The organism is Rhodanobacter sp. BL-MT-08, from assembly GCF_054161255.1.
In genome coordinates this window covers 199,019-213,756 of the sequence record NZ_CP167872.1, presented here as the reverse complement: position 1 = coordinate 213,756, position 14,738 = coordinate 199,019, and the positions used below count along the sequence as shown (strand labels likewise).

General features: G+C 62.5%; 12 protein-coding genes and 1 pseudogene. 7 read left to right on the top strand and 6 right to left on the bottom strand.

The window, feature by feature from the left end; all coding sequences use genetic code 11:
• Nucleotides 1-2 precede the first annotated feature (2 nt).
• Nucleotides 3-437, top strand: a pseudogene (locus tag ACDK93_RS00945) (universal stress protein).
• A gap of 276 nt (nucleotides 438-713) precedes the next feature.
• Here ACDK93_RS00945 and cydX read toward each other — a convergent pair.
• The 5 genes from cydX to ACDK93_RS00920 are packed head-to-tail and all read right to left on the bottom strand — an operon-like array spanning nucleotide 714 to nucleotide 4,450.
• On the bottom strand, nucleotides 714-854 hold the full coding sequence (cydX, locus tag ACDK93_RS00940; RefSeq protein ID WP_179478933.1) for a cytochrome bd-I oxidase subunit CydX: 141 nt from the start codon (nucleotides 852-854) through the stop codon (nucleotides 714-716).
• A gap of 12 nt (nucleotides 855-866) precedes the next feature.
• Nucleotides 867-1,997 carry a cytochrome d ubiquinol oxidase subunit II gene (gene cydB / locus ACDK93_RS00935; RefSeq protein WP_458070718.1) on the bottom strand — a complete coding sequence of 377 codons (1,131 nt, stop codon included), beginning with the start codon at nucleotides 1,995-1,997 and terminating at the stop codon, nucleotides 867-869.
• Between the two features lie 10 nt (nucleotides 1,998-2,007).
• Complete coding sequence (locus ACDK93_RS00930) at nucleotides 2,008-3,606, bottom strand: cytochrome ubiquinol oxidase subunit I (protein ID WP_458072310.1); 1,599 nt, start codon at nucleotides 3,604-3,606, stop codon at nucleotides 2,008-2,010.
• The gene (gene cydP, locus ACDK93_RS00925) at nucleotides 3,606-3,824 is read right to left on the bottom strand and encodes a cytochrome oxidase putative small subunit CydP (RefSeq protein WP_458070717.1); all 219 of its coding nucleotides are present in this window, start codon (nucleotides 3,822-3,824) and stop codon (nucleotides 3,606-3,608) included. The genes ACDK93_RS00930 and cydP overlap by 1 nt, the downstream gene beginning before the upstream one ends.
• Before the next feature lie 8 nt (nucleotides 3,825-3,832).
• Nucleotides 3,833-4,450, bottom strand: a complete 618-nt coding sequence (locus tag ACDK93_RS00920) for an OmpW/AlkL family protein (protein ID WP_458070716.1) — start codon at nucleotides 4,448-4,450, stop codon at nucleotides 3,833-3,835.
• 203 nt (nucleotides 4,451-4,653) lie between these two features.
• On the opposite strand from ACDK93_RS00920, the gene ACDK93_RS00915 reads away from it, so the two are divergent.
• On the top strand, nucleotides 4,654-5,616 hold the full coding sequence (locus tag ACDK93_RS00915) for a universal stress protein (RefSeq protein ID WP_458070715.1): 963 nt from the start codon (nucleotides 4,654-4,656) through the stop codon (nucleotides 5,614-5,616).
• A gap of 159 nt (nucleotides 5,617-5,775) precedes the next feature.
• On the top strand, nucleotides 5,776-7,146 hold the full coding sequence (hemN, locus tag ACDK93_RS00910; RefSeq protein WP_458070714.1) for an oxygen-independent coproporphyrinogen III oxidase: 1,371 nt from the start codon (nucleotides 5,776-5,778) through the stop codon (nucleotides 7,144-7,146).
• Between the two features lie 50 nt (nucleotides 7,147-7,196).
• Here hemN and ACDK93_RS00905 read toward each other — a convergent pair whose 3' ends face one another.
• The gene (locus tag ACDK93_RS00905) at nucleotides 7,197-8,537 is read right to left on the bottom strand and encodes a hypothetical protein (protein WP_458070713.1); all 1,341 of its coding nucleotides are present in this window, start codon (nucleotides 8,535-8,537) and stop codon (nucleotides 7,197-7,199) included.
• 261 nt (nucleotides 8,538-8,798) lie between these two features.
• Between ACDK93_RS00905 and ACDK93_RS00900 the strand changes: the two genes are divergently transcribed.
• The 4 genes from ACDK93_RS00900 (at nucleotide 8,799) to cysG (ending at nucleotide 14,687) form a co-directional block, all read left to right on the top strand.
• The gene (locus tag ACDK93_RS00900; protein ID WP_458070712.1) at nucleotides 8,799-10,634 is read left to right on the top strand and encodes an assimilatory sulfite reductase (NADPH) flavoprotein subunit; all 1,836 of its coding nucleotides are present in this window, start codon (nucleotides 8,799-8,801) and stop codon (nucleotides 10,632-10,634) included.
• A 1-nt stretch (nucleotide 10,635) separates the two neighbouring features.
• Nucleotides 10,636-12,384 (top strand): assimilatory sulfite reductase (NADPH) hemoprotein subunit, encoded by a 1,749-nt coding sequence (cysI, locus tag ACDK93_RS00895; protein ID WP_458070711.1) that lies wholly within the window; start codon nucleotides 10,636-10,638, stop codon nucleotides 12,382-12,384.
• The gene (locus ACDK93_RS00890) at nucleotides 12,381-13,103 is read left to right on the top strand and encodes a phosphoadenylyl-sulfate reductase (protein WP_458070710.1); all 723 of its coding nucleotides are present in this window, start codon (nucleotides 12,381-12,383) and stop codon (nucleotides 13,101-13,103) included. The genes cysI and ACDK93_RS00890 overlap by 4 nt, the downstream gene beginning before the upstream one ends.
• A 96-nt stretch (nucleotides 13,104-13,199) precedes the next feature.
• Complete coding sequence (cysG, locus tag ACDK93_RS00885) at nucleotides 13,200-14,687, top strand: siroheme synthase CysG (RefSeq protein ID WP_458070709.1); 1,488 nt, start codon at nucleotides 13,200-13,202, stop codon at nucleotides 14,685-14,687.
• Nucleotides 14,688-14,738: the final 51 nt, after the last annotated feature.

Here is a 14,738-nt window from a genome sequence, read left to right as displayed (position 1 = left end):
CGATGTTTTCCCGAATCCTTATCGCCACCGATGGTTCAGAGGTCTCTCTTCGCGCCGCAAAAGTGGCAATCGATCTGGCCAAGCGACTCGGTATCGGCGTGTATGCCTTTCATGTCGCCGCGCCGTACGAAGATGCCATTTTCGTCACGGACATCTATGTCGATCAGTAGTTTTACAGCAGTCAGACCATCGCCTATGCGACGCGCAGCCTGTCGGATATTGTCAAACTCGCGGAAGAAGCCGGCGTACCGTGCGCATCCAGCTACCGGCTCGAAAAACGAACCCACACCGCCATTTTGGCCACCGCCGAGGCCGAACACTGCGACCTCATCGTGATGGGCTCGCACGGCAAACGCGGGCTTGATCGGCTGCTGCTGGGCAGCGAAACGCAGAAGGTGATTCTCAACACGCCACTGCCCGTGATGGTCTGTCGCTAACTGACCCACCCCACATTCGTTCCCGCGGGTAGGCAGGACGGAAGACGCCGAACAAACTTGTCGTGCTATGTGCGGGAAACCGGCGAAGCCTTCCACGTCCTTGTTCGAGACTATGCCAGACATCACCATCCGGCCGATCGATCGATAATCGCCGCGGCCCTCTGGATCGATGCGTCGAGGCGCATCGATCTGCCGATCGTAGGTAGCCGCTTTAACGCGTAATCCGTGGCGACCTCTCGACCGCTTGCTTGCGACCGCGAGGCCACCACGCCCCACTCAACTCAGCTCATCCGGCAACTCGGTATCCGTCGGCAAGCGAGCGGCTTCGTCGCTTGCATGCACTTCGTACCAGATGCCGTTGAGTACGGCGAATGCGCAGGCCAGGCCGAGGCCGAGAATCCAGGCGAAATACCACATGAGATCTATCTCCTAATAACCGGTGTGAGTGCGGCGAATGTGTTCCAGCGTGACGCGCCCGCGCAGCACGCGGTAAACCCAGCCGGTGTAGAGCAGGATGATCGGCATGAAAACCGCGGTCGCGCCCAGCATCAGCCCTAACGTGCCTCGGCTGGACGAGGCATCCCAGACGGTCAGGCTCGATCGTGGATCCAGACTGGACGGCATCAGGAAGGGAAACAGCGCGAAGCCCGCCGAAAAGATCGTGGCGCCCACCGTAAGGCCACTGAAAAAAAACGTGATGCGCGGGGAGTGACGATTCAATGCCACCACGATCAGAGCGCCGAGCAGAGCTAGCGCCGGAGCGAGCCAGAATGCCGGGTGCTCGGCATAGCTCGCCAGCCAGTTGCCGCCGCGGGCGACATCCTTGAGCAGGGGGTTGGATACGCCGCCGGACGATATCGCGCCGACCAGACGGTAAGCCGTTACGCCATGCAACAGGTACACCCCCGCCAAACCATACAGCGCGATAAAAGCGACCGAACACGCTTGCGCGATTCGCGAAGCGCGCCGTGCGATCTGCAGATCGCTCTTCAACGACGCCCAGCTCGCGCCGTGCATCAGCAGCAGTACGATGCTGACCAGCCCGCACAGGATCGCAAACGGCTGCAGCAGGTTGAAGAAGCCACCCTCCCAGCTCATGCGCAGGTCGTCGTCGAAGCGGAACGGCAGGCCGAGAAACAGATTGCCGAACGCCACGCCGCAGATCAGCATCACCACCAGCCCGGACACCGTCAGACCACCGTCCCAGATATTCCGCCACACCCGGCCGGGCATCTTGTTGCGGAAATTGAAGCCGACCGGCCGCACGATAAACGCCAGCAGCACCAGCAGAATCGCCTCGTACATGCCGGAAAAGGACACCGCATACAGCAGCGGCCACGCGGCAAACACCGCGCCGCCGCCGAGAATGAACCAGACCTGGTTCCCCTCCCACGTCGGCTCGATGGTTTCCAGCAGCACGCGGCGTTCCTCGTCATTGCGGCCCAGCACAGGCAGCAGCGCAGCCAGCCCGAAATCGAAGCCGTCCATGATGGCAAAGCCGGCGAGCAGCACACCGAGCAGCAGCCACCAGATAATCCGCAGAACCTCGTAAGTGAACATGTGATCGTCCTCAGGACTTCAGCGGAACAGGGGTGAACGGTTTCGGGGTCGGTTCGATCAGTGCCGGCTCGATGCTCGCCGGCCAAAGTTCGAGCCCGTCGGGGCCTTTGCGGATGAACTTCAGCATCAGTACGACGTCGACGATGGCCAGCGCGCTGTAGAAAACGATGAAGCCGATCAGCGATCCCCAGACCTGGTGAGCACTCAGCGACGACACGCCCAGCGCCGTCGGCAGCACCCCCTCGATCGCCCACGGCTGGCGGCCGTACTCGGCCACGATCCAGCCCAGCTCGATGGCGAGCCACGGCAGCGGCAGACTCCACAGCGCCACCTTCAGAAACCAGCGGTGCCTGGTCAGCTCGCGCTTGCTGGCTTTCCAGAAGGCGAAGGCGAACAGCGCGATGAAATACATGCCGCAGGCCACCATCAGGCGAAACGACCAGAACAGCACCGGCACATTCGGGATCGTGCTATCGGCGGCCTTCTGGATATCCGCCGGCGTGGCCTTGCGCGGATCGTCGACATAGCGCTTGAGCAGCAACGCATAGCCCATATCCTGATCGTGCGCGGCCAGCGTGGCCTGCGCCTGCACGTTGGACTTGTCCTGCCGCAGCACCAGCATCGCGTCATAGGCCTTCACGCCCTCGCCGATGCGCCCCTTGGCCGTATCCACCAGCTCGGCGATGCCGGGCATCGTCTCGTCGGTGGAGTGCGTACCGATCAGACCCATCGCCCACGGGATCTGGATGGCCATATGGGTCGTGCGTTGCTGCACGTCGGGCATGCCGAACAGCGTGAACGGCGCCGGCGCCGGCTCGGTATGCCACATCGCCTCGATCGCGGCGAGCTTCATCTTCTGGTTCTGCGACACCGTATAGCCTGACGTATCGCCCAGCACCACCACCGACAGCGCCGCCGCGAGACCGAAGCTCGCCGCCACCGTCATCGAGCGCTTGGCGATATCCACGTTGCGACCGCGCAGCAGATACCACGCGCTGATCGACAGCACGAACATCGCGCCGAGCACATAACCCGCGCTCACGGTATGGACGAACTTGGCCTGGGCGACAGGATTGAAAAACACGTCGCTGAAAGACGTGACTTCCATGCGCATGGTCTGGGCGTTGAACTTCGCCCCTACCGGATGCTGCATCCATCCGTTGGCGATCAAGATCCATAGCGCCGACAGGCTGGTGGCCAGCGCCAGGAACCACGTCACGAACATGTGCTTCAGTGGCGAGAGGCGATCCCAACCGAAATAGAACAGCCCGACCAGCGTTCCCTCGAGGAAGAACGCCATCAGTCCCTCGATCGCCAGCGGTGTGCCGAAAACGTCGCCGACATACTGTGCGTAGTACGCCCAGTTCGTGCCGAACTGGAATTCCATGGTGACGCCGGTGGCCACGCCCATGGCGAAGTTGATGCCAAACAGCACGCCCCAGAACTGGGTCATGCGGCGCCATATCGTCCGGCCGGTCATGACGTGGATGCTCTCCATCACGGCCAGCATCCAGACCAGCCCCAGCGTCAGCGGCACAAACAAGAAGTGATAGAGCGCGGTCATCGCAAATTGCATGCGCGACAGGGTGACAACCTCGGTATCGACAATCATGGTGTGCTCTCGTGAATCGAAGGGGTGGCCGTAGGTGCCAGCAGTCGCTCGATGGCGTCATGACCGCGAGCGGGTTTCGGGTAAGGCGCAAAGGCGACCCACCAGAGCAGGGACAGCGCCGCGATCTTGACGATGACGATGACGATCAGCTCGAGCGTCAGGCGCGACGCCCATGGCCTGGAAGCCGGTTTGCGCGGAAAGAAGGGCGACGCCATCGTGCCTCCTAGAAACGCCAGCCGACGCTGAGTCCGTAAGCGAGTGGATCGATCTTCGCCGTGCCTACGTGCGCACCGTTGACTCGCACCTTACTCCGGATGTCCATCCAGCGAACGTCGGCGGTAAGTATCCAGCGTTCGCTCAGGCGAAAGTCGACACCGCCGTGTGCCGCGGCGCCCCAGCTATCCTTCGCCACCACGTGCGCGCCGAACAGCGGGCCCACGCCGTTCGCGTCGTAGAAATGCGTGTAGTTGACGCCGAGCCCGACGAACGGCGATACCGCCGAGCCCGCCAGAAAGTGGTAATTGACGCCCAGCACCGGCGGCAGCTGCTTGACCGTCGCCGCACGCTGTCCATTCAGACGCAGCGTGTGCTGAAACGGCAGCGCAGCGAGCGCTTCAAAGCCCCACTGCGGCGTAAGCATGTATTCGATGCTGAAGGTGGGCCGCGTGCTGCTGCTGATGCTGGTCTTGGCCCCGGCCAGATAGCCGTTGTTCGAGGTCGGATCGACGATGTGCGCACCGAACCGCAGTACCCATGGGGTATCGGCATCCTGTGCCGAACTGTTCACCGCTATCGCGCAGGCTAATACGCCCAGCGCCAGCTGTCTCCATTGCGTCTTCATTGCTTGCGTTCCTTTTTTTGAAAGCCGTTGCCGATGTCGCAGGCATGCAACGCAATATAGGAAGTGGGCGCACCGCCCATGTTGAGCGAGATCAATTTGCCGTGCGTTAGGCGATATCCGATCAGCGAAGGATGCGTGCTTCGTTATTGATCTCGATCAAAGGTCGCCGGCACCAGCGCGCGTAAAACATAAGCGCGACGTCCATGGCGCCGATGCTGTCTTATCGACGCGTCGGCCACAGCCAGAAGGACTTGCGCGCTGACGATCTCTCCAGGAGAACACCGATGAATCTTTCTGCGCAGAACCCTCTTGCAAACGTTGTTTTGCCCGCCCGTGACATGCCTGCGCGCACGGTCGGCGATATTCTCGCCCTGATAACGGCAGGCGCCGCATGGGGTTCGTCCGCCATGGTGGCCGCTCGTCTCGCCGCGCGCTTTGGCACGTCGCTGACCGGCGCCTACTTCGATCCGGAGATCGTCACGACGGTGATGGGCGATACGAGCATGTCGCCCTTTGCGCAACCGCTCGGTGGCATCGGCAATACTATCGACTCGCCGAACGGCCGCGAATTTGCCGCCTTCGCCCGCAGACACAACGCCATCGATACACATTGGACGACCCTGCGCACGCAGATTGCCCGAAGACTGCACTGGCTGGGCTCATGGCACGACCTCGTAGTGCTGGAAAGCGATATGAGCAACGTCGAAAAGGTGCGCAGCATACTGAGCAACCTGCTGATCACCTGTCGCCTTCCCTGCCTCTTGCTGCCACCGAACTATCACGACTCGGCCCGGTTCGAACGTATCGCCATCGGGTGGAACAACAGCCTGTCGGCGACGCGTGCCATCCACGCAGCGCGGCCGCTGCTGGCACAGGCGCACCAGGTCTACCTGCTGGACGGCACGCTGAGCTCGACCGACGAACGGGACAATTTCCCGCACTTCGATCCGTACCAGTATCTGGCTCAGGATGGTGTCACCGTGATTCCCGTCGAAGTGGCCGGAGACGCATCGGGAGAATCATTGCTCAGCTCCGCACGTCGTGTAAGAAGCGACTTGCTGGTCCTCGGCGCCTACAGCCATTCACCATTGCGCGAACGCATTCTGGGCGGCGTGACGCGACACGCGATCGAGCATGCCGACATTCCGTTGTTCATGCGCCATTGATCCGGCCATTCATCGATGGCGTGTCGACAAAATGAAACTCGGACGCTCGGTTCACCAAGCTCCTGTTCCCGTATTCGACCGACGAGTTCAGCGGATCAAGCGCGCCGTCTCTTGATGTAGATCAATACCTATTCGAAGTGCGCCGACGAGACTTTAGCGATGAACACGCCTATTCTAGAACCGACGTTCGATGCCTCGTTGTTGTCTCTTTACGACACCGCCACCCCGCGGTACACGAGCTATCCGACGGCGCCCCATTTTCGCGAGGATTTCGGCAACGCCGCGCTCATCGAGGCGATAAGCGCCTCCAACGAAAATCCCATTCCGCGACCGCTGTCGCTGTACGTGCACGTGCCGTTCTGCTTCAGCCCCTGCTTCTACTGCGGCTGCATGCATGTGATCGGTCGAAACCCCGCCGTGGCCGATCGCTATCTGCGCGCCCTGCTGTGGGAAATCGAACGGCTCGCGCCCTGTTTCGACCGGGATCGCCCATTGATACAGTTGCACCTGGGCGGAGGCACGCCCAATTTTCTCGATCTTGCCCGGCTCGAGCGGCTGATGCATGCGCTGGAGGACAACTTCACTTTCGCCGCGCCGGATTCGAGAGAATTCGGCATAGAGATCGATCCGCGGTTTTGCGACGCCGACTATGTGCAGGGACTGGCCCGACTGGGATTCAATCGAATCTCGATCGGGATTCAGGACTTCGATCCGGCCGTTCAGAGCGCCATCAACCGCGTCCACCCCATCGAAAAATCGCGCGGTGTCATCCAGGCCGCGCAGCGGGCCCAATTCCGCTCGATCAACGTGGATCTTATCTACGGACTGCCGCATCAGACGCCGGAAAGCTTTTCTGCGACGCTGGAAAAAGTCGTGGGACTTCAGCCGACTCGGATTGCCGTCTATGGCTACGCCCATCTGCCGGCGCTGTTCAAGGCGCAAAAACAGATTCGCGCCGAAGATCTGCCCGACGCCGCACAGCGTTTGCAACTATTCGGCGTGGCCCTGGAGAAACTGTCCGCCGCCGGGTATTTCTATATCGGCATGGATCATTTCGCGCGCGGGGATGACGACCTGGTCGTCGCCAAGCTCGCCGGCACGCTGCAACGCAACTTTCAGGGCTACTCGACCTGCGCCAACTGCGACATTCTCGGCGTTGGCGTCAGCGCCATCAGCCGCATCGACGGAACATACAGCCAGAACCATCGCCAGCTCATCGACTATTACAGCGCCATCGAAGCGGGCGACCTGGCCGTCAATCGCGGCGTTATTCTCACCTCGGACGATGTGCTGCGCCGGGACGTGATCGGACGCCTGATGTGCCACGGCGAGCTGGATCGTGAGGACATCGGCCGAACCTACGACATCGACTTCGACAACTACTTCGCCGACGAATTGTGCCGCCTGACGCGCTACGCGCAGGACGGCTTGGTCACGCTGAGCACCGACCGCATCGCCCTCACCCCGCGCGGCCGCCTCCTCGTCAAGAACGTCGCCGCGTGTTTCGATGCCTACACCAGTTACGACTGAGGTTCATAGCGTTGTGCCGATGCTCGCTATCGGCTCGGCCAAACGAAGGATCAGGCTTGGATGTTTCCAAGAGGCCATTCTGTAACGCCGGTCTTACCGGGTCCGTGATAGCCCATGTGAAGGCTGCGGCCGTCTTGGGTTAAATGCAGATCACGGTCTTCGGCCATATGCATCCACGCCGGTCGGTGCTGCAGCCGAACGGTTAACGTTTCTCCGTTGGCGTGCGTTTGCCGCAACCAGAGAATGGTTGCTACGAGGCGAAGCGTGGCCGCTACGTCTTCCTGGCGGTTTAGATAATCGGCGTACGCGGGTTGCGGAATTAGTATAAGAACATTTCCGGAAGCGTTGGATACCCAATCGAATATATCGGCTTGCCGTGGGAAATCTTGGACAACAAATGGGCTGTCGCTGAGAATTTTTTTATTCACCTCATTACTGCTTATCCACGCAAATTGCTCAGCTTGTTGGCGCTCGGTAGCCATTGTTGAAAACGTCAATTCACCAAGCCAATCGGTTGTATCTTTTTTTGTTGGGGCGTGATTTTGGTAAATGCCAGTAGCTGCACGAAATTCCCATTGCATGCTGCCGCTGAGATCGACATCCGTCACTTCCAGCGGCACGAAAGCCCGATCGCAGCTTTCTGGTAGTGCCTGATCAGGCGGCAGCTCACTCATCATGCGAGCGAACAAGCTAGCCGCCCCCTCCAGTCGGGCCGCGGCGATCATGGTTCCTACCAGCGTGTTGTTGCGCCCATGCAGACGTCGCATGGTCAGTGCATTCATGCATACGCCGCTCAGCCCCTGAGTCGTGCGTCCCTCCACAAAATCCAATGCAACCGAAGTCAACCATAGATTCTGCGAGCTTCCATAAGGGGGAATCGCGAAGACAGTCTGCGGGAGATCGTTCCACTCGTAGTCAGTCTCGGCAAAGGCAATATCGTGCTTGAGTCGAGTCGACTGTCTCACGAGCAGTGCGGATATTTCTTCGCGGTGCGCGCGGACCTTTGTCAGGCAGTCTTCCTCGCGAGTGCGGCAAATAATCTGTTTTTCGTCAGCGGTCATTTGCGGCAGTTTCGGATACTTGGCTTCGAGGCCAGCTGTCGGATCGATTAGGACACCTGGCCTGGCAAGGTACTCAGCCATCAGCTTCTCTTCGTGCGGGCGATCCTGCTGATACACCGCATCGACCTGATCCGACGGCACGTCGTAGTCGTTCAGCCATAGCGCGGGAAACGCATTGCGCCCTTTGGTCGGTTTCATATCCTGCGCGAACAGCGCCAGCGCCCTGGCCTGCCGTTCGCTCCGGCCACGCAGGCGACCCCATGCAAAAGCCAGCACCAGCAGCATCAGCGCAAAAGCAACAAACCAGCCCAGTCCCTTGAGTACGCGCATGGCCACATCCCCTACTTAACTGAATACATTCTATCTATCCTTGTGCCGGCATCTGCGACCTTTCGTTATCGCGACAGGGCGTGGTGCTGTGGATGCGGAAAACCGTCGGTTCCATTGGCTTTGCGGGACATTGATCCACCTTTGCCGAATGACTGGCCCGTGAAATAAGCCAAGGGCATAAGGTTATACCGAATGATCCTTTTACGCTGAACAACGAAATCTCTATGTTCGGACGTCTAGTCGTATGGACGTCCAAAGGTCATGACCGTAAAGGCCGCCGTTGCGCCGGGTTTGCCGGAAAGCACGCTCAATGCCGATAAGCTCGACCAGCTCAAGCGATTGGCCGAAGGGCTGACGCCGGCCGAGCTTTACTGGGTGGCCGCCTGGAGCGCATCGCTGGCAGCGCAAGCCGAGCAAGGCAGTACGACAACCGCTGCGAGCCCCGCGAAGCAGGCGGCAGCGATGCTGACCGTTGTCTACGGCAGCGAGACCGGCAACGCCAAGCGCCTGGCCGAGCAGCTGGCCAAACGCAGCGAAGCGAACGGTGTGCCGGTGCGCCTGCTTCGTGCCGATGCGTATCCGCAGCGCGAGCTGGCGAAAGAGCGTTATCTGGCGATCGTCATCAGCACCCAAGGCGAGGGTGAGCCGCCGGACGATTCGCGCGGCCTGGTCGAGTTCATCCTGGGCAAGCGCGCACCTAGGCTGCCCTCCCTGCAGTTTTCGGTGCTGGGGCTTGGCGATTCGAGCTATGCCGAATTCTGCGCCATCGGCAACCAGCTCGATGCGCGGCTGGCCGAGCTGGGCGCGACGCGCTTTGCGCCGCTGGGCGCGGCGGATGTGGATATCGACAGCGTGGCGACGCCGTGGCTGGAGAAAGTGCTGGAGCAGACGCGCGAGCTGCTGAAGGCGCCTGGCGGCAGCGTCACCACGCTGCACGCCGTGCAGCGCGATCGCGCGCAGGACGACGCGACAGCGGAGCCGCTGCACTCGCGCGAGCAGCCTTTCAACGCCACCGTGCTGGCGAATCAGTGCATCGTGTCGCGCGACGCCGAGCGCGACCTGCGCCATATCGAGCTGTCGCTGGAGGGCTCGGGACTCACCTATCAACCCGGCGATTCGCTCGGCGTGTGGGCGCACAACCCGCCGGCGCTGGTGGCGCAGTGGCTCGATACGCTGGGGCTGGACGGCGGCATCGACGTGAGCCATGACGGCCGCACCCTGCCGCTGGCGCTTTGGCTGCAGCGCGAGCGCGAGATCACCCGGCTCAGCCGCGCGTTTATCGTGGCACTGGCCGCGGTCAGCGGTCACGATGAGCTGGCTCGCCTGCTGCAGCCGGCGCATTCCGCCGAGCTGGCCGAGCTGCTGAATACCTATCAGCCGATCGATCTGCTGCGACGCTACCCGGCGAGCTGGTCAGCGGGTGAACTGATCGCCGCGCTGCGGCCGCTGACGCCGCGGCTGTATTCCATTGCATCGAGCCAGGCCCAGGTCGGCGAGGAGGTGCATCTCACCGTGGCCGTGGTGGACTACGAAGCGCACGGCTCTCGTCACTGGGGCGCCGCGTCAACCTTTCTTGCGGCGGTGGACGAAGACGGCAGCGTGCCGGTCTTCATCGAGTCGAATGAGCGCTTCCGCCTGCCGGCCGACGGCTCGCGCGACATCATCATGATCGGCCCCGGCACCGGCGTGGCGCCGTTCCGCGCCTTTGTGCAGGAGCGCGAAGAATCCGCAGCCGCCGGGCGTAACTGGCTGTTCTTCGGCAACCGCTATTTTGCGCAGGATTTTCTCTATCAGACCGAATGGCAGGCGGCGCTGAAGAAAGGTTTGCTGCACAAACTCGATCTGGCGTTTTCACGTGACACCGCGGAAAAAATCTACGTGCAGCAGCGCCTGCGCGAGCGTGGAGCCGAGCTTTACGCGTGGCTGGAACATGGCGCCCATCTCTATGTCTGCGGTGATTCCACCCACATGGCGAAAGACGTGCACGCGGCACTGATCGATGTTGCCGTTACCCACGGCGGCCACTCGCCCGACGACGCCAGGGCATGGCTCGCCAACCTGATGCAGCAGGGGCGCTACGCCCGCGACGTGTACTGATATGACGAATTCAGATCCAGCGAATACCAAACCATCCGCGCCACCGTCCGACTTCGAGCGGGTCAAGGCGGCGAGCAACTTTCTGCGCGGCGGCATCGTCGAAGGCCTGGCCGATCCGATCACGGGCGCGATCAGCGACGACGACAACAAGCTGCTGAAATTCCACGGCAGCTACCTGCAGGACGACCGCGACCTGCGCGACGAACGGCGCAAGCAGAAGCTGGAGCCGGCGTTCTCTTTCATGCTGCGCGCTCGCCTGCCCAGCGGCGTGGTGACGCCGGCGCAGTGGCTGGTGTTCGACCAGATCGCGCGCGAGCACGCCAACGGCACGCTGCGTATCACCACGCGGCAGACGTTCCAGTGGCACGGCATCATCAAGCGCAACCTCAAGCCGACCATCGCGGCGATCCACGCGTCGCTGGCCGGCACCATCGCCGCCTGCGGCGACGTGGTGCGCAACGTGGTGAGTACGGCCAATCCGATTGAATCGGCCGCGCACGCCGAGGCGTATGCGCTGGCCACGATGCTGTCGAACGAACTGGCGCCCAAGACCAGCGCGTATCACGAGATCTGGCTCGACGGCGAGGCGCTGGTCAGCGAACCCAAGGTCGAGAAGCCGGCGGTGAAGGACAGCGAGCCGCTTTACGGCCCCACGTATCTGCCGCGCAAATTCAAGATCGGTCTGGCGATTCCGCCGCTCAACGATGTCGATGTGTTTGCGCAGGATCTCGGCCTGATCGCGATCATCGAGAACAACGCGCTGCAAGGTTTCAACGTCGCTATCGGCGGCGGTATGGGCGCCACGCACAACGACGACTCCACGTATCCCAGGCTCGGCAGCCTGATTGGCTTTGTCACGCCGGCGCAGCTGCTCGCCGTGGCCGAATCGGTGGTGACGGTGCAGCGCGACTGGGGCAATCGCAGCGAGCGCAAGCATGCGCGGCTGAAGTACACCTTGGATCATCGCGGGCTTGACGCGTTCAAGGCCGAGATGGAATCGCGGCTCGGTTTTGCGCTGGCGCCGGTGAAGCCTTACCACTTCGATCACAACGGGGATCGCTACGGCTGGGTGCAGGGTCACGAGGGTCGGTGGCATCTCACCCTGCATATCGAATCCGGTCGCCTGGCCGATGTGGGAGAGCGGCGCTGGCTGACCGGGCTGCGCGAACTGGCCAGGGTGCATACCGGCGATTTCCGCATGACCTGCAACCAGAACGTGATTGTGGCGAACGTCGCGGCCGCTGACAGGTCGACGATAGATGCGATCGTGCGCGAGCATCATCTGGACGGCTATCTGCAGCAGAGCGGCATCCGTCGTCATACGGTCGCCTGCGTGGCGCTGCCGACCTGCGGGTTGGCGATGGCCGAAAGCGAGCGCTACGTGCCGCAGCTGCTGCCGAAGCTCGAAGCCCTGCTCGATCGGCACGGCTTGACCGATGCGCCTATTCTGCTGCGCCTGTCCGGCTGCCCGAACGGCTGCTCGCGGCCTTATCTCGGCGAAATCGCGCTGGTCGGTCGCGGCCCGGGTCGCTATGACCTGCGTCTGGGCGCGGATTTTCGCGGCGAGCGCTTGAATCAGGTCTATCGCGAGAACATCGACGAAGCGGCGATTCTTGGCGAGCTCGATCCGCTGTTCGCGCGCTACGCGGCCGAGAAGAACGAGGCCGAAGGCTTTGGTGATTTCCTGCTGCGTGTCGCCGTCCTCGCGCCGCTGCTGTCGCGGCGGATCGCCTCCCAGGTGGTGTCGTGAGCGAACGGACGCCAACGCTCGATCTTGGTGATCCGCAGACGCTGCCGCGGATCAACGCCGAACTGGCCACGCTGACGGCGGAGGAACGCGTGGCCTGGGCGTTCAAGAACACGCCGGGCACGCACGTGCTGTCGTCCAGCTTCGGCGCTCAGGCGGCGGTGTCACTGCACATGCTGACGCGCCAGCAGCCGGATATTCCCGTGGTGCTGATCGATACCGGCTATCTGTTCGCCGAGACGTATCGGTTTATCGATGAGCTGACCGAACGGCTGGGACTGAATCTCAAAGTCTATCGGCCGCGCATCGGCGTGAACTGGATGGAGGCGCGCTATGGCCGGCTGTGGGAGCAGGGCGTCGATGGTCTGGATCGCTACAACCATATCCGCAAGGTCGAGCCGATGGAACGCGCGCTGGACGAGCTCGACGCACACGGCTGGTTTTCCGGCCTGCGTCGCGACCAGTCGCGCAGCCGCGCGCACATCGACTTTGTCGAACGACCGGGCGAGCGCTGGAAATTTCATCCAATCGCCGACTGGACCGACCGTGACGTCGGCATATATCTGAAACAACACGACCTGCCGTACCACCCGCTGTGGGATGAAGGCTACGTCTCGATCGGCGACCGCCACACCAGCCAGCGGCTCGAGCCCGGCATGGAGCCAGAAGACACGCGCTTCTTTGGACTCAAGCGGGAGTGCGGCATTCACAAGATCGGCTGATCCGCTGACTCCGCCCACGATATGCACGGCGCTTTTCTCCTCCGTTTGGACGTCCATCGCAAGTAGCGCGCTCACTTTTCCTTTCAGGTTTTGACGATGAAGCTGTATCCCCTGTTCGCTGATCTCACGAATCGCCCGGTGCTGGTGGTTGGCGGCGGCGAGGTGGCCGAACGCAAGATCGCCGCCCTGCTCGGTGCGCAGGCGCAGATTTCCGTCCATGCGCTAACGCTCACGCCGCAGCTGCAGGCCTGGGCCGACGAAGGGCGTATCACGCTGCGCAACGAGTCGTTTGATGAGAGTCTGCTCGACGCGGTTTGGCTGGTGATTGCGGCGACGTCGGACGACGCGCTCAACCAGCGCGTAGCGGCGCTGGCCGAAGCGCGGCGGGTTTTTGTCAACGTGGTGGACGAATCGGCGCTGTGCAGTTTCCACGTGCCGGCAGTGATCGATCGGGCGCCGCTGACCATTGCCATTTCCAGCGGCGGCGATGCGCCGATGCTGGCGCGCCTGCTGCGCGAGCGGCTGGAAACGCTGCTCGATCATTCGCTGGGCGCGCTGGCCCAGCTGGCGGCCCGACTGCGCAAGCGCATCCGCCTGCGCCACCCCGACCTGTCCGGCCGGCGCAGTTTTTACGAGGATCTTTTTACCGGCCCGGTGGCCATGCTGCTGCGGCAGGGGCAGCCGGAGCGCGCGCTGGAGGCGGCGGAACAGCTGCTCGCTTCAGCACCGGTGCGTGCCCCCGGATCAGTCGTGCTGGTCGGCGCGGGGCCCGGCGACCCCGGCCTGCTGACTTTGCGCGCGCTGCGCGCATTGAACGAGGCCGACGTGATTCTGCACGACCGGCTGGTGAGTGCCGAGGTGCTCGATCTGGCACGGCGCGACGCCGACCGCATCGAAGTCGCCAAGCAGGCCGGCCACCATCACACCACCCAGGAGGGCATTCACGCACTGCTGCTGGAGCACGCCCGCGCCGGCAAGCGCGTGGTGCGCTTGAAGGGCGGCGATCCGTTCGTGTTCGGGCGGGGCGGCGAGGAACTGGAATTTTTGCGCGGTCACGGCATTCCCTACGAGGTAGTCCCCGGCATTACGGCCGCCGTCGCCTGCGCCGCGTATGCGGGCATTCCGCTCACGCATCGCGATCACGCGCAGTCGGTGCGTTTTGTCACCGCGCACTGCAAGGCGTCGATAGACACGCTGGACTGGTTGGCGCTGGCGCAGGAGCGGCAGACGCTGGGCGTGTATATGGGCGTGGGCGAGTTGCCCACGCTGCAGTCGAGGCTGATCGAACACGAGCGCGACGCGTCAACGCCGTTTGCGCTGATCGAGAACGGCACGCGCCAGAATCAGCGCGTCATTACTGGCACGCTGGCCGTGCTGGCCGAGCGCGCGGCGACGCATGCGGTGAAATCGCCGGCGCTTTTGATACTCGGCGAGGTCGCCGCACTGGCGCAGACGCTGGCCTGGTTCGGTCAGGCGCCGCTCGGCGCGTCGACGCTTCCGCACATCTACTCGCAGCGCAAGGCTATTCCAGTTCCAGAGCAGCGCAGCGGCACAAACCGGCTAGCGGCGATTCATCGTCAGTAACCCGAGCGAAGCTGCGAGGCAAAAGACTTCAACTCTTCCTCTCCCCGTTTT